The 18,268-nt window shown below is 71.4% G+C and carries 13 protein-coding genes and 1 pseudogene; 5 read left to right on the top strand and 9 right to left on the bottom strand.

The annotated features are described in order from the left end of the window. Positions 1-32 precede the first annotated feature (32 nt). Together ABRQ22_RS15550 and fdhD are read right to left on the bottom strand one after the other, a co-directional pair. Positions 33-2,321 carry an FdhF/YdeP family oxidoreductase gene (locus ABRQ22_RS15550; protein WP_253052300.1) on the bottom strand — a complete coding sequence of 763 codons (2,289 nt, stop codon included), beginning with the start codon at positions 2,319-2,321 and terminating at the stop codon, positions 33-35. Beyond that, positions 2,318-3,184 carry a formate dehydrogenase accessory sulfurtransferase FdhD gene (gene fdhD, locus ABRQ22_RS15545; RefSeq protein WP_353707383.1) on the bottom strand — a complete coding sequence of 289 codons (867 nt, stop codon included), beginning with the start codon at positions 3,182-3,184 and terminating at the stop codon, positions 2,318-2,320. Before fdhD ends, ABRQ22_RS15550 begins: the two co-directional genes overlap by 4 nt. A 178-nt stretch (positions 3,185-3,362) precedes the next feature. Between fdhD and ABRQ22_RS15540 the strand changes: the two genes are divergently transcribed. The 5 genes and pseudogenes from ABRQ22_RS15540 to ABRQ22_RS15520 form a co-directional block, all read left to right on the top strand. Then, positions 3,363-4,604 carry an ABC transporter substrate-binding protein gene (locus ABRQ22_RS15540; protein ID WP_353707382.1) on the top strand — a complete coding sequence of 414 codons (1,242 nt, stop codon included), beginning with the start codon at positions 3,363-3,365 and terminating at the stop codon, positions 4,602-4,604. 131 nt (positions 4,605-4,735) lie between these two features. After that, complete coding sequence (locus tag ABRQ22_RS15535) at positions 4,736-5,746, top strand: iron ABC transporter permease (protein ID WP_353709560.1); 1,011 nt, start codon at positions 4,736-4,738, stop codon at positions 5,744-5,746. Continuing rightward, the gene (locus ABRQ22_RS15530) at positions 5,743-6,615 is read left to right on the top strand and encodes a heme ABC transporter ATP-binding protein (protein WP_353707381.1); all 873 of its coding nucleotides are present in this window, start codon (positions 5,743-5,745) and stop codon (positions 6,613-6,615) included. The genes ABRQ22_RS15535 and ABRQ22_RS15530 overlap by 4 nt, the downstream gene beginning before the upstream one ends. 338 nt (positions 6,616-6,953) lie before the next feature. Then, complete coding sequence (locus ABRQ22_RS15525; RefSeq protein ID WP_353707380.1) at positions 6,954-8,189, top strand: IS30 family transposase; 1,236 nt, start codon at positions 6,954-6,956, stop codon at positions 8,187-8,189. Positions 8,190-9,117: 928 nt separating this feature from the next. Then, positions 9,118-9,681, top strand: a pseudogene (locus tag ABRQ22_RS15520) (recombinase family protein); the annotation flags it as partial. A gap of 602 nt (positions 9,682-10,283) precedes the next feature. Here the strand turns inward: ABRQ22_RS15520 and ABRQ22_RS15515 are convergent. The 7 genes from ABRQ22_RS15515 to ABRQ22_RS15485 all read right to left on the bottom strand — a co-directional run bounded on the left by ABRQ22_RS15515 (position 10,284) and on the right by ABRQ22_RS15485 (position 18,138). Next, positions 10,284-10,826, bottom strand: a complete 543-nt coding sequence (locus ABRQ22_RS15515) for a hypothetical protein (protein WP_353707379.1) — start codon at positions 10,824-10,826, stop codon at positions 10,284-10,286. Positions 10,827-11,277: 451 nt separating this feature from the next. Then, the gene (locus tag ABRQ22_RS15510; RefSeq protein ID WP_353707378.1) at positions 11,278-11,781 is read right to left on the bottom strand and encodes a hypothetical protein; all 504 of its coding nucleotides are present in this window, start codon (positions 11,779-11,781) and stop codon (positions 11,278-11,280) included. Positions 11,782-11,894: 113 nt separating this feature from the next. Beyond that, the gene (locus ABRQ22_RS15505; RefSeq protein WP_353707377.1) at positions 11,895-12,239 is read right to left on the bottom strand and encodes a hypothetical protein; all 345 of its coding nucleotides are present in this window, start codon (positions 12,237-12,239) and stop codon (positions 11,895-11,897) included. Positions 12,240-12,739: 500 nt separating this feature from the next. Then, a complete protein-coding gene (locus tag ABRQ22_RS15500; RefSeq protein ID WP_353707376.1) occupies positions 12,740-14,779 on the bottom strand; it encodes a bifunctional copper resistance protein CopD/cytochrome c oxidase assembly protein in 2,040 nt (679 codons plus the stop codon). After that, positions 14,772-16,019, bottom strand: coding sequence for a Dyp-type peroxidase (locus tag ABRQ22_RS15495; protein ID WP_353707375.1), 1,248 nt, complete (start codon positions 16,017-16,019; stop codon positions 14,772-14,774). Before ABRQ22_RS15495 ends, ABRQ22_RS15500 begins: the two co-directional genes overlap by 8 nt. Further along, complete coding sequence (locus tag ABRQ22_RS15490; protein WP_353707374.1) at positions 16,016-16,594, bottom strand: copper chaperone PCu(A)C; 579 nt, start codon at positions 16,592-16,594, stop codon at positions 16,016-16,018. The genes ABRQ22_RS15495 and ABRQ22_RS15490 overlap by 4 nt, the downstream gene beginning before the upstream one ends. A 47-nt stretch (positions 16,595-16,641) precedes the next feature. Continuing rightward, the gene (locus ABRQ22_RS15485; RefSeq protein WP_353707373.1) at positions 16,642-18,138 is read right to left on the bottom strand and encodes a PepSY domain-containing protein; all 1,497 of its coding nucleotides are present in this window, start codon (positions 18,136-18,138) and stop codon (positions 16,642-16,644) included. Positions 18,139-18,268: the final 130 nt, after the last annotated feature.

Raw genomic sequence — 18,268 nt, 5'->3', positions numbered from 1 at the left:
CCCGCCGCGACCCCGGCAGCCGGACCGGGGCTCTACCTCGCGGCGTGCAACCGGACGACGACGGACTTCGAGACCGGCGTGTTGCTCCCGTAGGCCGTGCTCTCGAGCGGGACGAGGACGTTCGCCTCCGGATAGTAGGCGGCGGCCGACCCCCGCGCCGTCGGGTAGGCGACCACGCGCTGGGCGGCGAGGACGCGGTCGGGCTCGCCGGGCCACTCGGCGTGGACGTCGACCCGGTCGCCGTCGGCGAACCCCAGCTCGGCGAGGTCGTCCGGGTGCACGAGCACGACGTCGCGGCCCCCGCGCACGCCCCGGTACCGGTCGGACAGCCCGTAGATCGTCGTGTTGAACTGGTCGTGCGAGCGCAGCGTCTGCAGGATCAGGCGACCCGGCGGGCACTCGACGGGCTCGAGCTCGTTGACCGTGATCTCGGCGCGCCCGCTCGGCGTCGTGAACGTGCGCGAGTCGCGCGGGCCGTGCGGGAGCACGAACCCCTCGGGGCGCCGCACGTCGACGTTGAACCGCTCGAACCCGGGCACGACGCGGCTGACGTGGTCGCGCACCACGTCGTAGTCGTCCCGCATCGCCGCCCAGTCGATCCCCGGCGCCGGGTCGGCGCCCGGGCCACCCCGCAGCGTCGCCTCCGCCATGCCGACGACGATCGCCACCTCGCTGCGCAGGCCCGGCGCGACGGGGTCGACCTTGCCGCGCGACGCGTGCACCGCGCACACCGAGTCCTCCACGGAGACGATCTGCGCCCCGCTCTTCTGCACGTCGACCTCGGTGCGCCCCAGCGTCGGCAGGATGAGCGCCTCGCGCCCGGTGACGACGTGCGAGCGGTTGAGCTTGGTGGAGATCTGCACCGTGAGGTCGGTGCCGCGCAGCGCCGCCTCGGCGGCCGCGGTGTCCGAGATGGCGCCGGCGAAGTTCCCCCCGAGCGCGACGAACGCGCGGATGCGCCCGTCACGCATGCGCCGGAGCGTCTCGACGGCGTCGGCGCCGTGCGCGCGCGGCGGCTCGAACGCGAACTCGCGCCCCAGCGCGTCGAGGAAGGAGTCCGGCATCTTCTCCCAGATGCCCATGGTCCGGTCGCCCTGCACGTTGGAGTGCCCGCGGATCGGCGACGCCCCGGCGCCCGGCCGACCGATGTGGCCGCGGAGCAGGAGCAGGTTGACGATCTCCTTGATCGTGTCGACGCCCTTGCGCTGCTGCGTCAGGCCCATCGCCCACGTGACGATCACGCGGTCCGCGGCGAGGTAGCGTGCCGCGAGGTCGTCGACGTCGGCCGGCGTCAGGCCCGTGGCGGCGAGCACCGCGTCCTCGTCGAGGTGCGCGAGGTGCGCGCGGAACGCGTCGAGGCCGCGGGTGTGCGCGCGCAGGAACGCGTGGTCCAGCACCGTCCCCGGGGCGGCGTCCTCGGCGTCGAGCACGCGGCGGGACACCGCCTGCAGGAGCGCCATGTCCCCGCCCGGGCGCACCTGGTACAGCCGGTCCGCGATGTCCGTGCCACGGCCGACGAGCCCGCGCACGGTCTGCGGGTTGCGGTAGCGCACGAGCCCGGCCTCGGGCAGCGGGTTCACCGACACGACGGACCCGCCCGCGCGCTTGGTCCCCTCGAGCGCGGTGAGCATGCGCGGGTGGTTGGTGCCCGGGTTCTGCCCCATGACGATGACCAGGTCGGCCCGGGCGAAGTCGTCGTAGGAGACCGTGGACTTGCCGATCCCGATGGTCTCGAGCATCGCGGTGCCGGTGGACTCGTGGCACATGTTGGAGCAGTCGGGCAGGTTGTTGGTGCCGAACGCCCGGACGAACAGCTGGTAGACGAACGCCGCCTCGTTCGATGCGCGCCCGCTCGTGTAGAAGGCGGCCTCGTCGGGGGACCCCAGCCCACGCAGCCGGTCCCCCACGATCTCGAACGCGCGCTCCCAGGTCACGGGCTCGTAGTGGTCCGAGCCCGCCGGCTTGTGCACCGGCTCGGTGAGCCGGCCCTGCTGCCCCAGCCAGTACTCGTCGCGCCCGGCGAGGTCGGTGAGGGAGTTCTCGACCCAGAACTCGCGCGGCACGGTGCGCGGCGTCGCCTCCCACGTGATCGCCTTCGCACCGTTCTCGCAGAACTCGGCGTGGCTGCGGTGCGCCGGGTCCGGCCAGGCGCAGCTCATGCAGTCGAAGCCGTCCTTCTGGTTCGCGGACGTGAGCAGCCGCGCCGCCCGGGCGGGGCCCATCTCCCGGACCGACGCGAGGAGCGTGCGCACCACGGCCTCCGGTCCGGCCGCGTGGTCCTGGGGCGGGCCGACGCGGAGCTCGTCCCCGGGCCCGCTCATGCCGGGACCGCCGTCGGGCGCGGGACCGCGGTCGCGCCCGGGGCCGCCGCGCGGACCCGGTGCTCGCCCGCGTAGACGACCATCGAGTCACCTCGGGCGAAGCCTGCGAGCGTGATCCCGGCCTCGACCGCGAGGTCGACGGCGAGGGTCGAGGGCGCGGAGACGGCGACCATCGCCGGGATCCCGGCCGTCGACGCCTTCTGCACGAGCTCGAACCCCGCGCGCCCGGACACGACGAGCACCGTGCCGGGCAGCGGCAGGCGGCCCCGCTGGACCGCCCACCCGACGACCTTGTCGACCGCGTTGTGCCGCCCCACGTCCTCGCGCACGACGAGCAGCTCGTCGCGCTCGACGTCCACGAGCGCGGCCGCGTGCAGCGACCCGGTCCGCGCGAACACGACCTGGGCGGCTCGCATCCGGTCCGGCAGGCCGAGGAGCCAGGCCGGGTCGAGGTCCGGCCCGTCGTCGGACAGGGCGTGGGCGGAGCGGGTCCGCACCGCGTCGATGCTGTCCGCGCCGCACAGCCCGCACGCGCTGGTCGTGGGCAGCGCCCGCGCGAGGCCGACGGCGCGCGGCCGGGCCGCCTCGGCGAGCGTCACCTCGACCGTGTTGTCGGCCGTCGCGCACAGGCGTGCCGTGCGCACGTCGTGCGGGTGGTGCACCACGCCCTCGGCCACGAGCAGCCCGAGCGCGAGCTCGAGGTCGTGGCCCGGCGTGCGCATGGTGACGGTCAGCACCCGACCGTCGACGCGGACCTCGAGGGGCTCCTCGACCGTCAGCTGGTCCTCGCGCCTCGAGACGTGCGCGGAGTCGTGGCCGAGCGTGTAACGGGTGACGCGTCGTCGCGCCGAGTGTTGTCCCACCCCGCCTATGGTGCCAGGCCCGGCACGTGGTGACGGGGGTGACATGGACGACGGTCGGGATTTCCTCGAAGTCAGGTTAGGCTCGTCTTACCCGGGTCTGGCGACGACCACGCCGTGTCGCGCCGCCCCAGCGCACCTGCCCCCTGGAGATCTCCCCATGCGTCACCGTGCCCGCGCCGTGCAGCGACCGAGCGACTCGTCGACCCGGGCGGCGAGCGCGCCCTCGAGCACGCGCAGGTCCCGACGCGCGGCGACGAGCCTGGCCGGGGCGGCTGCCGGCGTCGTGCTGGGGCTCGTCGCCGCGTGCGCGCCGCTCCCCTACGAGCCGCCCGCGACGCCGTCGGCGGAGGCGAGCCAGGACGCCGCGCCCGTCGAGGCGGCGCCCGCGGAGACGGCCCACGCGGCGACGGGCGCGCCGGTCTGCACGACGCTCGACGCGTCCCGCGCCGCGGGGGGCGGGACCGACGTCGACCCGGCGTCCTTCCCCACCGGGCCTACGAGCGCGACGTTCGCCGACGACGCGATCCACCCGGTCGCCGAGGCGCCCGTGTCGCAGCTCCCGGTGACCGTCGAGTCGGTCGACGGGCGCCAGGTCGAGATCACCGACGTGAGCCGCATCATCCCCGTCGACCTGTACGGGACGCTCGGCGAGATCGTCTACAGCCTGGGGCTGGGCGCGAACGTCGTGGGCCGCGACCTGCCGACCGGCTTCCCCGAGGCCGCGGACGTCCCCGTCGTCACGGGCGCGGGGCACGCGCTCGACGTCGAGGCGATCCTCGGGCTGAACCCCTCCGTGATCCTCACCGACGCGACGATCCTCACCGACGACGTGCGCGGCCAGCTCGAGAGCTCGGGCATCCCCGTCGTGTACTTCGACGAGGCCCGCACGCTCGACGGCGTCGACGACCGGATCCGCGCCGTCGCGACCGCGCTGGGCGTGCCCGAGCAGGGCGAGGCGCTGGTCGAGCGCACGGACCGGCAGATCTGCGCCGCCCTCGCCGCGGTGCCGCAGGACACCGGGACGCCGCGCGTCGCGTTCCTCTACCTGCGCGGGGCGAACATCAAGATGCTGTTCGGGCCCGGCTCCGGCGCCGACGACCTGATCCGCGAGATCGGCGGCGAGGACGCCGGGACCGCGATCGGCCTCACGCAGCAGTACGCGCCGGTCACGAGCGAGGCGATCATCAGCGCCGCGCCCGACGCCTACCTCGTCATGACCGACGGGCTCGAGTCCATGGGCGGGCTCGACGCGATGATGGCGATCCCCGGCCTCGCGCAGACGCGCGCGGGCGAGGCGCGGCGCGTCGTCGACATGGACGGCTCGCGCCTCCTCACGTTCGGCCCCCGCACCGGGTACACCATCGCGTCGCTCGTCGAGGCGTTCTACGGCGTGCCCGCGCCCGAGCTCCCCGCGTCGTGAGCGCGGTGACGCGCCCGCCGGGCGCCACGGAGGACGCCCCCGCGCCCGACGACGCCCCGCGCCCGGGAGGTCGATCCGCCCGGGTGGGTCCCGCCGTCGGGCAGCAGCGCCGTCGGGCCGCACGCTGGCTCATGGTCGGGCTGGGCGTCGCGCTCGCGGTGCTCACGATCGTGTCCGGCATGACCGGCCAGGTGCCGGTGTCCCCCGCGGAGGTGCTGGGCTCGCTCGCGCACCACGTCGGGCTCGACTGGGGGCCCATGCCGTCGCACCCGCAGGGCGAGAACGCGCTGTGGGTCGTGCGGTTCCCGCGCGTCGTCCTGGCGATCGTCGTGGGCGCGGCGCTCGCGTGCTCGGGCGCGCTCATGCAGGGCGTGTTCGGCAACCCGCTCGCGGAGCCCGGCGTCATCGGGGTCTCCTCGGGCGCGGCCGTGGGCGCGTGCGCGGTCATCGTCACCGCGGGCGCGCTCGTGCCCGGCACGTGGGTCGCCGCGGCGGCGTTCGCCGGCGGGCTCGTCACGACGTTCGTCGTCTACGCGCTCGCGCGCGCGGGTGGCCGCACCGAGGTCGTGACGCTCGTGCTCACCGGCATCGCGGTCAACGCGTTCGCGGGCGGGATGCTCGCGTTCTTCACGTTCGTGGCCGACCCGGCCGCGCGCGAGCAGATCGTCTTCTGGCAGCTCGGCTCGCTCGGCGGCGCGACGTGGCAGTCCGTCGCGGTGGTCCTGCCGATCGCCGTCGTCGGCGTGACCGGCGCGATGCTCGTGCGGCGCAAGATGGACCTGCTCGCGCTGGGCGAGCGCGCCGCGCAGCACCTCGGGGTCGACGTCGAGCGGCTGCGCCAGCTCGTGATCGTCCTCGTCGCGCTGCTCGTCTCCGCCGGGGTCGCGTTCACGGGGATCATCGCGTTCGTCGGGCTCGTCGTGCCGCACCTCGTGCGCATGGTGTGCGGGCCGAGCCACCGCACGCTCATCCCCGCGTCCGTGCTGGGCGGCGCCGTCGTGCTGCTCGCCGCCGACCTCCTCGCGCGCAGCGCCGTCGCGAACGTCGAGCTGCCGCTCGGCATGATCACGTCGCTCGTCGGCGGGCCGTTCTTCTTCTACCTGCTGCGCCGCACGCGCTCGCGCCAGGGAGGCTGGGCATGAGCGACCTCCGCCACGAGGGATCGTCGTTCCTCGGCGCGCTGCGCACCGCCGTCACCGGTGCCCGACGGCGGCCCCGCCTCCCCCGGCTGGCCGCGCCCGGCGACGTGGTCACCGCCGCGCACGGCGTGTCCCTCACCCTGGGCGAGGCGCCGATCCTGCGCGACGTGTCCGTCGACGTCCGCGCGGGCGAGGTGCGCGCGCTGCTCGGCCCGAACGGGGCCGGGAAGTCCTCGCTGCTGGGTGTGCTCACCGGCGACCTTCGCCCCGAGGCCGGGGACGTCACCGTGGACGGCCGCCCGCTCGCCGCGTGGACCCCGACCGAGCTCGCCCTGCGCCGGTCCGTCATGCTCCAGCAGGTCTCGCTGAGCTTCCCGTTCACGGCCGTGGACGTCGTGCGCATGGGCCGCTCGCCGTGGCGCGGCACCCCGTTCGAGGACGAGGACGACGCCGCGGTCGCCGAGGCGCTGGCCGCGACCGACGTCGAGCACCTCGCCGACCGGCACTTCACGTCGCTGTCCGGCGGGGAGAAGGCCCGCGTCGCGCTGTCCCGCGTGCTCGCGCAGCGCACCACGCTCCTCATGCTCGACGAGCCGACCGCCGCGCTCGACCTCAAGCACCAGGAGCTGGTGCTCCAGCTCGCCCGGGCGCACGCCGCCGCCGGGGGTGCCGTGGTCGTCGTCGTGCACGACCTCTCGCTCGCCGCCGCGTACGCCGACCAGGTCACCGTCCTGGCGGGCGGCCGCGTCGTCGCCGACGGCGGCCCGCGCGACGTCCTCACGGCCGGGCTGCTGAGCGGCGTCTACGACTACCCCGTCGAGGTCGTCGACCACCCCGGCGGCGGCGCACCGATCGTCCTGCCGCGCCGCTGAGCACGGTCGGGAACCGTCGACCGCTTGCCGAGGGCCTCACGGCCGACGCCTCGTGGTGCTCCGCGTCCACATCACTCATCGGGGCGCACGGCTCCTCGCCGCGTCATCCACCGACGAGGACGGTTCCTTGCGCGCGACGTCGGTCCACGGGTGACCGATCAGCGGTCTACCGCCGCTGCTTCCCGTTCACGTTCACCGAGCGCTCGCTGCGAGGCGTCCCGGTTCGACGCGTGGGCCCCGGATGGTCCAGGGTGCTTGGCGGATCGCGACAACTCCTCCCCTGCCATAGAAACGACGGCGGTCTCAACCGATCAACGCACCACGCGGGTGGATGATGCGTGGTCGTGGAGGTCGGGATGAGTGTGGTGACGTCGCTGCCAGCGGCAGTACAGGACGTGGTGTGGAAGGCGTGGCGCGAGGGCGAGTCCCTCCGGCGGATCGCCGATCGGGCCGGCCTCCAGGAGCACCACGTGCGCCGATACCTGCTGCGCCACGGCGGAGTGCGGCCCTCGCTACCGAGACGGTCCCCACGGCACCTGAGCCCAGGTGAGCGGGAGGAAATCTCGCGCGGGATCGCCGCTGGTTTCTCTGCCCGGGCGATCGCCGAAGGGCTGGGTCGATCGGCGTCGACGGTCTCGCGCGAAATCGCCCGCAACGGCGGGCGCGCCGACTACCGTGCGACGCGAGCCGACGAGCGCGCCCGCGTCGAAGCCAGACGCCCACGGGCGCCACGCCTCGCAAGCGACCAGCGGCTCCGGGCGACGGTGCTCTCGCGACTCGAGCTGGACTGGTCCCCGCAGCAGATCGCGGCGTGGCTCCGCCGCGAACATCCCGACGAGCCGGGCATGTGGATCTCGCACGAGACGATCTACCGCGCCGTGTACCTGCCGGCGTCGCGGAACCTACCGAAGAGCACGTACCGGCGACTGCGGTCCGGCCGCACGATGCGCCGGCCCCGGCTGGTGAAGCGCTCGCACGGGCGCGGGCACCTGCGCGACATGGTCTCGATCCATCACCGCCCCGCCATCGTGGCCGACCGGATCGAGCCCGGCCACTGGGAAGGCGACCTCGTGATGGGCAAGCGCCCGAGCGCGGTCGCGACGCTCGTCGAGCGCACCACCCGCTACCTGAAGATCGTGCCGCTGCCCGACGGGATCAAGGCCAAGGACGTCAGCATCGCCGTCGCCCGCGCCCTGTTCAACGTGCCACCGGGCATGTGCAAGTCCCTGACGTGGGACCGCGGTCGCGAGATGGCCGACCACGCCTTCCTCAGCGCGCTCATCGACGCCCCGGTCTACTTCTGCGACCCCCGCAGCCCATGGCAGCGCGGCACCAACGAGAACACCAACCGCCTCCTGCGCCAGTACCTCCCACGCCGCACCAATCTCGCCGTGACGACCGGCGATGACCTCGACCGGATCCAGAAGCTGCTCAACCAGCGACCGCGTCGCGTGCTGGACTGGGCGTCGCCCGACGAGCTGTTCTGGACGACGTCGCGACGACTCAGACTCAAGCCCGGCCAGACCGAGACGGCGACACCCGGGCGCGTACCCCTGCTCGCGTCGCGAGGGTGATGCCGCCACACTCGAAGGGTGCTCCCACCGGAACAGCCCCGGACGCACTGGCTTGCATGGCTGGGGCTTCTCCTCGGCGGCGTCGGTCTCGTCGTGGACGTGCTCACCGACGGTGGCGCCTGGCGGTGGTACGCCGGTCTGGTGGCAGGCTTGGTGATCGGTGCCTGGATCGATCACCGGACTGCCTGCCGCCGCGCGACATCGCACCCGTCTCCACCGATGACGCCGGATAGAGTCGATGACTGAGCCGACAAGACACCAGCGCTGGATGGCCCGTCACAAGACGGCGCTCCGAATCGGCACGCTCTGCGTCGCCGTCGTCGCGTGCGTTGCCGCGACATGGGTGACCCTTCGTGAGTCGGCCTGGTGGGTCTGGCTCGTCGCCGTCGGCGCCGTGCTAAACGTGATGTCGACGTGGAGCGCGACAGGCGACGCCGAACGCGCCGTAGCCAGCTCTCACCACCCGCCCACGGCCAGCTGACCCTCATCGAAACGCGTCAGTCTCGAGGTGAAGCGCCATCACTGTCCGGTGGTCGTCGACCTACCTGCGAGCGGACGTTCCGCACGACGCCGAGCGTTGCCGACGCAACGAACAGGACCACGGCGAAGCACAGCAACGCGATGCGAACGGGAGTCCAGCCCTCATCTGCGGCCGTGGCGATCTGGCCGATGGCCAAGAACGCTCCAGTGCACATCGGCAGCACCCACAGAACTTGGTCCAAAGGACGCATGACCCGACCCTAGGCGCCGGGAAAGCAACTCGCCGATCGATCACTAACCGCGCCGCAGAGCTGCCCGGTGCCCCATCCCCTACCGAGACACCTCACGCGCGGCGGCACGCCGAGGCGACACCTCGGTTCAAGCGGTCTCGCTAGACCCGCCCGCAAATGCGCCCGGTGAGGGTCGCTTTCTTTCGTACATTCGGGTCATAACTGCGACGCTCATCGGGTACGCGCGCTGCTCGACCGCTGAACAAGACCTCACCGCCCAACGCCAAGCGCTCGAGACGATGGGCGTCGACCCGCGCCGCGTCTACGTCGACCAGGGCGCGACCGGCACCCACCGCGACCGCCCCGGGCTCCGCGAGGCCCTCGCCGCGACCAGGTCCGGGGACACGCTCGTGGTGACCAAGCTCGACCGCCTCGTCCGCTCGATTCGCGACGCACGCGACATCGTCGACGAGCTCACCACCCACAGCGTGCGGCTCCAGATCGGGGCCACGGTCCACGACCCGAACGACCCCGTCGGCCGGCTCCTCCTGAACGTCCTCGCCATGGTCGCCGAGTTCGAGGCCGACCTCATCTGCGCCCGCACCCGTGAAGGCATGGCGATCGCCAAGACCAAGGGCAAGCTCAAGGGGCGCTAGCCCAAGCTCACCCCGGCCCAGGAACGACACCTCGTTGACCTCCACCGCGCCGGTAACCACACCTCGGCCGAGATCGCCGAGCTCTTCGGGGTCTCCCGCGCGACCGTCTACCGCGCCGTCGGACGCGCTCTGGCAGCACGCTCGGGCGAGGCCTTGCCTCGATCCATGTGGAGACGTCAGAAGCCGAAGCCGCTGGATGATGTCGATCGCTGGATCAACGAGGGCCAGCCCGCCACCGTCGAAGACCGGCTCAACGCCATCGCCCACCAGCACGCCGGACCCTCGGAAGGCGAAATCCGAACCGCGCTGCAGTCCGCGAGAATCCCAGCTCCCGCGCCAGCAATCGACGGGCTCGCGTCCCGGATCTCTGTCCTCGAGCCCGCCCAAGGGCCGCGGGCCAAGGTTCGCTTGCGCACCCGCGATCCCCGCTGAGTTCGACGCTAGAGTTCCTTTTGCTGAACGGGCGTCCTAGACAGCGCTTTGATCTTTCAGAACCTTCCCGTGACCATCGGGGGTCAAGGGTCGTTTCTTCGCAACTAGTGCAAGGCCGTGCCTGCGTCCGTCGGCGACCCCGCGGTGGCGGGCTTCCAGCCGCCGCCTTCTGCGGCTCTTTCCACTCAATCTCATGGGCTACATTAGAGCCCGTGGAAGCGCCATAAGACGCTCAGCCACGGCGCCAGGCAGAGTCAACGGTAAGTTGGGCACACATTGAGCCCTAAGGGACCGGCCTAGAGATGGCGTTGACCGTCAGGCAGCGCACTGTTCATCCGAGTTGGATCTTCTTGCTCATGCCTGCGCACTTGACCCCGCAACGTCTGGTACAGCGAAAGCGCCAGCGTTCCGAGCGAAAGGACGAGCAAGAGATGCACGGCCGAGTTCATGGCACCTTCCTCGATCCACCCTTGCCAGCCACTTGCGAAACCGACCGAAATTCCACCGGCAGCTTCGTCGCGAGCCGCAGCAAAGTAGACTCCTAGTGCGATCAGGGCACCGACTGCGATGCAGAAGCCGCTCAAGAACAAATGACGTTGCTCGCGAGGCCTGCCCGCTACCCCTAACGTAAGCGCGTACGCAATGAGCGCGCAAGAACTGGCTATTGCGGCGAACTGGAGTATTGGCAAGCGTGGGCTGGTGACACCCACAACCTCGTTGTTGAGCGAGAGCACGGCTCCGCCCTCCAGCCCGACGGCTTGTGCGCTCATCACGCCCACAACCACCACAATCAGAATCCCAAGAGCGCTGCCCGTTACACCCCACACAAATGACTTCATAGAATACCTTAGGTAGATCGTGACCGACGCTCGATATGCTGGCGCGCCCGCTAGTAGGTTATGCGGCAGGTCAGTTCTGCCGGATCGCCCCCGTGACCCCCCACTGTCCAGCGACACAAGCTTGAGGCGTTGTATTGGCGCTGATGCTGGAAACTGATGCTTCCACCTGGCGTCGACGTTGCGGAATGAATAAGCATGTATCCAGGTGCTGGGTAATAGTTTTCGAGCCTCACAACTGCAAGGCCGAGGTTCACAAAGGCGCTGCCTCCGGTGATGCTTGAACGAACGCCGGAGTATACGTTCACCCCCTCTGTGGTGGGCCGAGCGCTAGCGTAGGTGTACGTCGCGGCCTGGGCGGTCGGGACGGCGACTAGGCATGCCACAGCCAGGATCGTCGCAAATAGCCCAGCGCGGGATCCTCTCCTCAGCTTGAAACGGACTCCTTTCGTCCTCATTCGCGAACCTCCCGCGCGGGAGCGAACTGGAACACTGAGCCGTCGGCGCGCGAGACGTCAAACGGTTCCAAGCCCGGCGAGCCTGGGTTGACTGAGACGAGATTTGCTGACGACGACGACTGTTCCGCGCGCATAATTCTCTCGCGATTCTCGTGCGCGACCCTGGGCGGAGTAATGTCAGAGGGCAAGAGGTACGCTTCGGCAGAGGTGTCTAGATCGCGAGTGCCGCTACCGGCGCTTAGTCCGATTCCGTGCCTGTGGAACGTCGTGATGTCTGCGCAGGACGACGCACTCATCCCCTCTGTTCGGATGTGCGCGATAAAGCACAGGCGTGACGTCCCCGACCGGGCGATCCAGTAATCCGCCGCGGTATCGCGTCCCAGGAACCGCGACGACGCCTTGTCGATGTCGCCGAGGTCGTCGAGTGGCACCGAGCCCGGAACAATGTCGGCGGGGCCTTGTGGTGTCGCGAATTGAGGTATCAGTGCTTCAAGGCTCACGTGCTCATCCTCTGCGAGGGCAGGTCCCGCAATGGCAAGTCCGACCAGCGTTACCACTGCGCCGAGAAGTCCTGTTGTCGTGCGTCGCATTCGTACTCCGATCTAGCCCGCGACTAGCGCGTTCTGCAAGTAAGGTCCAAATTCCCGATGTTCGAGCTGGAGAACGGAAAGTCCCACCAGCACTTGGAGTAGACGTTGGTTCGCCGTTGATGAGACATGTTCGCCTCGCCGGCGGTTCCATAGGTGTAGTGCAGTGTCTGATAGCCGGGAGCGGGGATGAACGTCTCGATGTGCACGCGGGCGCTTGCCCCATCGGCGCTGAAGGCCTCGGTGAAGGCCGTTCCACCACTGATCGATACGAGGCGCGGTGATTGCCGGACGGATAGCTCGCTCGTGCTGACCGCGCTCGCGTAGGTGACCGCCAGCGCCTGTGCGAGCGGTGCGAGCGTGATGGACACCGTAATAGCGACGAGTGTCGCAAGCAGCGTGTTTCTAACACGGCGTGGACCGCTTGGTCTTGGCGACGACGGTGTGGGTATGGCTGCATGAAACGCCGGGTGGGCGGTGCTCAACTCGACTCCTTCGTCTCGTGTGGGCTTCGGTGCACTATACGCCCATCGCGAGGTGGAAGCAATACTGACACATGACGCGTGCATGGGCTGGATATGGTGCACGGGGACGGCCCCGATTCATGGGGATGCCGTCAGAAGCGCTGGATGCGGTTCAAGTTGACCGGTGCGGGCCTGGTTGCCGCCGTCGAGGACCGGGTCAGCGCCGTTGCGAACCCCAACCCGCCGCGTTGACAGGTGATCGGGTGGCCTCGCTGAGGCCGCTGGCTAGGGTTCCCCGTGAACGAGGTGATGCGTTGGTGGGTTGAGACCGCAACCGTTTGTCAGGCGTCGCACAACCTGGTTGTGCGACGCCTGACAAACGTGCGGTTCTGCGTCGCGCGGTGTGGCTACGAGCTCCTCTTCGCGAGTTCGGCGAGGTGGTTGTTGTAGGCGGTGAGTTCGGCGTCGCCGTCGCGGTCGGCCTGGCGGTCTCGGCGTCGGGCGGTGCGTTCGTCATCGCGGGCCCACTGGACCGCGACGATGATGGCGGCGATCAGGACGGGGATCTCGCCGGCGCCCCAGGTGATGGAGCCGCCGACGGCTTGGTCGTCGAGCAGGGCGTTGGTGTCGGTGTATCCCATGGCTGCCCACCAGTCGGCGGCGAGTATCTGCTGGTCGGCCATGACAGCGACGCCGAAGAAGGCGTGGAAGGCCATGGTGATGAGCAGGATGAGGAGCCGGATGGGGTACGCGGCACGGGTGGGGCCGGGGTCGATGCCGAGGATGACCCAGAAGAACAGGTAGCCCGAGAGCAGGAAGTGGACCTGCATGAGCAGATGGCCGGGGTGCTCGAAGAGGGCGTACTGGAACCAGCCGGTGTAGTAGAACGCGACGAGGCTGCCGGCGAAGATCACCCCGGCGACGGCGGGCCGGGTGAGGAACCGGGAGTACCAGGAGTGCACGACGAGGAGGATCCACTCGCGGGGTCCGCGCGAGTGGTCGGTGCGGGCGGGCAGGGCGCGCAGGGCGAGGGTGACGGGCGCGCCGAGCGCGAGGGGCAGCGGGACGAACATCATCAGGGCCATGTGCTGGACCATGTGGGTGGAGAAGTGCACCGACCCGTAGACGCCGGGCCCACCGCTGGTGGCGTAGGCCAGGGCTGCGCACCCGAGCAGCCACATGGTGGTGCGACCGACCGGCCAGCGGTCGCCGCGGCGGCGGAGGCGTGTGACGGCGGCCAGGTAGAGGCCGGCGAGGGTGGTCGCGACGGCGAGGAAGAGCCAGTCGGGTTGGAACGCGGTGAGCATGGTCCGTGCGGAGACGGGTTCGGGGTAGGGGAAGCCGAGCAGCGCGTGGCGTGGGTCGTAGGTCACAGGTTCTTGCGGGACCGGTGGTGAGGACCGCGAGAGGGCGACGGACGCGCCGAACGTGACCGCCATGACCAGGACCTCACCGACGGCCAGTCGGGCAAACGCGCGCCCGCCACCGGGTGCGGCGAGGCGCGGGACGACGCGCCGGCGCTGGGCCCACCCGGCGAGGCCGAGGACGACGAGCGCGAGGACCTTGACGGTGAGCAGGAGCCCGTAGGTCGAGGTGAGCAGGTCGGCCGGGCTCTCCAGACGCAGCGAGGCATTGACGACGCCGGAGAACGCGGCGCCGGCGAAGCACCATGCGGCGACGGCCGAGTAGCGCGCCACGACCGCGGGCAGGGCCGTGCCGACGCGGGGACGCAGGAGCGCGAGCCCGGCAAGGCCTCCGACCCAGACGGTGACCACGACGAGGTGGACCAGCAGCGAGTTGACGGCGTTGAGGTGCTCGTCCGCGCCTGCGGCGTGCCCACCCAGCGCGACCGGGAGCAGCGCCGCCAGGGCGAAGGCGAGTGCGACCGCGGCACGGTTCACGGTCCGCGCGCCGAGCAAGGCCAGGAACGACCCGGCGACGAGCAGCGTGGACACGGCGAGGAACTGCCCGAGCTCGATGCCGATCGCGAAGTAGTGCACCTGGTCCCAGAAGCCGGGGTCGGTGGGGCTCATCCCGACCGAGTTGCCCGTGGTGAAGACGACGACGGCGATCGCGGCGGCGAGCCACACCGCGGCGGCCCGGGCGGCCCACCGGGTCGCGGTCCACTGCGAGTAGGACACTGCGCCCGGAACCTTGCCCTGCCCAGGCAGGACGCCGACGGCCAGGACGAGCAGCCCGATCGTCAACGCGGCCGCACCGTCGTGGACGACCCGGGCAACGGGCAACCCATAGCGCACGACGTCGCCCGGGTCCGCCAGGAGCTTGGGTACGAGCTCACCGGTCCAGGCGAGCCCGAGCAGCGCGACGAGCACCGCGAGCGGAATCGCGCCCAGGAGCGCGATCTCGCTCGGGCGGAGCCTGGGCAGGTGGAAACCCTCGATGTGCGGGACGTCGTGGGGGTTGTCGGTCCGTGCTGGGTCAGGCATCGAAGAGTCCTTGTCCGAGGTACTCCCCGTCGCGGGCGCCCGGGGGGATCGCGAAGACCGCGGACCCGACAGGAGTGGTCCACTGGTTGAGCAGGTCGAGCTCGTCCAGGCGCTGCTGGATGGGGACGAACTGGCGGTCGACGTCGGCCTGGAACGTGACGAACAGCAACCCCGAGTCAGACAGGGCACCCGGTACGGGAGCGGCGTCGTAGTTGTAGGCCCGCCGCAGGAACCGCTGCTCGGGATCGTCGGTGCGTGAACGACGGATGTGGGCGAACGAGCCGATGACCTCGAACCCGTTCGGCCCCTTGGCCTCCAGATCGGGCTCGTCGTGCTCACGGGTACCGGTGAGCGGTGCCCCGGTGTCCAGGCGCCGCCCCACGACCTCCTCACGGCCGGAACGGTCCAGCTCGTCCCAGGTATCGAGATTGATCGCAATGCGTCGCACGACCATGGACGTGCCGCCGGCGAGCCAGCCGCGAGAACCGTCGGCGTGCCAGACCAGGTCCGGGTCGACGGCGGGGTCGAGGTTGCGGGTGCCGTCGACCTGGCCCATGAGGTTGCGCATCGTCGTGCCGGGCTTCTCGGTGCCGGGGGCGCGGCGGAACCCGCGCTGGACCCAGCGCACGGCGGCGAACGTGCGGGCCTCCTTGACCAGGAGCCGCACGGCGTGGGTGACGGTCACGTCGTCGTCGGCGCACACCTGCAGCAGGAGGTCGCCGTCGTTCCACCGGTCCTCGAGCCGGTCGACCCCGAACGCGGGCAGAGGACGCAGCCAGGTCGGGCGCCGGTGCTCCAGACCCGCGGCGGTGAAGACGCCGGGCCCATACCCGAGCGTCACGGTGAGCCGGGCGGGGATGGTCGCGAGCTCGGGCTCGGTGTCCGCCAGGCCGGGACGGCCGGCCATGAGGCGTTCGACGTCGTCGGTCCAGATGCCCATGAGCCGCACCAGAGCGTCGCGGTCCACGCCCTCGACGAGGTCGAGCGCGACGAGCGCGGCGAACGCCTGCGGGACGGTGTCCACCCCGGGCTGCCGCGCGCCCCGGAACGCGACGGTCGCGGTGCCCGTCGCGTCCACCGGTGGGGCAGGCGGCGGGGGCGGCTCGGCGGCGGCGGCGTCGACCGCGGCGCGGCCGCCGAGCGCCAGGGCGGCGCCGCCGAGCGCGGCGGCACCACCCTGGAGGAACGCGCGGCGCGAGGCGCCGCACCGTACGGGAACAGCCTTGTCGGAGCCGGTCATGAGTCGGCGTGCTCCGTCTCCATGTCCATCTCCATGTCGCCCTCGCCGTGCTCGCCGCCGTCGTACTCCTCGTTCGCGCCCGAGTACGACCGGCCGGGCGCCGTGAACTCGAACGTCGACCCGTCCTCCGCGGTCAGGGTCACGGTGACCTCGTCGCCGGGCTGGACCGGGGTGGTGAGGTCCATGAACATCAAGTGGTCCCCACCGGGGGAGAGCTCGTGCGAGGCGCCGGCCGCGACGACGAAGCCGCCCTCCTTCTGGCGCATGACCATCGCGCCGTCGTCGCCGGTGGCCATCTCGTGCAGCTCCATCGAGGACGTCACCTCGCTGGTCGCGGACACGATGCGCACGTCGGCGTCGGAGTCGTTGGTCAGGGTGCCGAACGCGGCGGTCATGCCCTCGTCGGCGGCCTTGACCCACGGGTCGGTGATGTCCAGCGCGTCGGCCTCAGCCACCGCGGGGGCGGTTGCAGCGTCGTCTCCGGCGTCGGCGGTGCCCGTCGAGCAGGCCGCCAGGGCGGCCGTCAGGGTCAGGGCGCCGAGGCTGGCAAGCAGGCGGGTGCGGGTGCGGGTCATAGTGTTCTCCAGGGGGTTCGTGGGTGAGGTGCCGGCGCGGCGCGGGCTCATGCGGGGACCTTCGTGACGCGGCGGGCGCGGGCGGCGAGCAGCAGGTCGACGAGCAGGAACACCGCGAGCGGGATGCCGAAGTACGGGATGAACCAGCCGACGGCGGCGGCGATCACGAGGACGGTGACCGCGAGCCACAGCGGTGCGCGGCGCAGCGCGCCGCGCGGGATCGGCGGTCCGGGGCGCCGGGAGGTGGAGCGGGTCGGGCGGCGCTGCCACCACATCCGGTACCCGAGGATGATGAGCGTGATGAGGCCGATCGCGACGGCGGCCAGGGCGATCTGGTTCCAGATGCCGAACAGCAGGCCCATGTGCGCGTCGATGCCCCAGCGGGTCAGCTTCGCCGCGGCGGGCTGGTCGTCGAAGTCGATCCGGTCCACGACCTCGCCCGTGGCGCCGTCGACGGCGATCGCGTCCTGCTGAGAGGGCCAGGAGCGCTTGTTCTCCTTGACAACCCACGCCTGCCCGTCCTCCGCCGGGGGTGTGACCTGCAGGGGGTTCTCCCGCAGGCCTTCGGCACGCGCGACAGCGAGGACCCCGTTGATCCCGACCCCCGCGGTCAGGACGTCGTCCGACGCCGGCCCGGCCCCACCGCCATGGTGGTGGGCGTGCTCGTCCGCAGCGGCGGCGGGCGGGGTAGCGCCAGGCAGCGTGGTGTCCACGGTCGGGGTGCCCCAGGACAGGGCGGTACGCAGCTCGCCGATGTTCGCCCCGGCGTTCGCGGACCACGTCAGGCCGGTCGCGGACAGGCCCAGGAGTCCGAGCACGATCACGGTGCCCACCGTCCCGTGCCAGGACAGCACCCGCTTGCGTGCGGACTTGGCGCGCACCTCGGGCACGACCAGGCGGCGCGCCTTGCGGGTGCGGGCGACGCGGGCGATCCACATCGCGAGCCCGCCGAGCGCGACGACCCACAGCCACGAGGCGGCGAGCTCGGAGTACCAGCGCCCGGCCTCGCCGAGGTGCAGGTTGCGGTGCAGGTCGTCGACCCACGCCCGGACCGGTAGCCACTCACCGTACGTCGCCAGCGCGCCGCGCACCTCGAGGGTGTACGGGTCGACGAACACGGTGCGGGTGTAGCCCTCGGGCACGTCGTCCACGGCGAGCACGACCCGGGTCGTACCGTCCGCCGTGGCCGGCGGACGGACCTGGGTGACGGTGCCCTCGGGGTGGGCCTCACGGGCCGCGGCGAGCTGCTGGTCCAGGGCGTAGGTCGTGGTCCCGACCTCGTCGACGAACAGCTCGTGGCGGTGCACGATCGGCTCGAGCGTCGGGGTCGCGGTGTACAGCAGGCCGGTGGTCGCCGCGACCAGCAGGAACGGGCCGACCAGGATCCCGGCGTAGAAGTGCAGCCGGTGCAGCAGCGGGCGCACCGACTCCCACAGCCCGGGCCGGGCCGGCGGCGGCAGGTCCGGGCCGGTCGACTCGGGCGCCGGCTCGGTAGGCGGTCGGGTGGGAGCTTCCTCGCTCGTGCGAGGGGTCACAGAAGTCATCAGCGGTGGTGTCCTTCGAGGCAGCACGCACGAGCGCGAGGACGGGCACGACGACGTGCCCGTCACGCGGGACGCGTGCACGGGGAGAAAGGGGGCAGAGTCGACCCCGCCTACACACCCGCACCACGCC

Origin of the sequence: Cellulosimicrobium sp. ES-005, from assembly GCF_040448685.1 — a bacterium.
GTDB classification, from domain to species: Bacteria; Actinomycetota; Actinomycetes; order Actinomycetales; family Cellulomonadaceae; genus Cellulosimicrobium; species Cellulosimicrobium cellulans_G.
The sequence above is the reverse complement of the archived record's forward strand: the minus strand, read 5'-3'. Positions and strand labels throughout refer to the sequence as shown.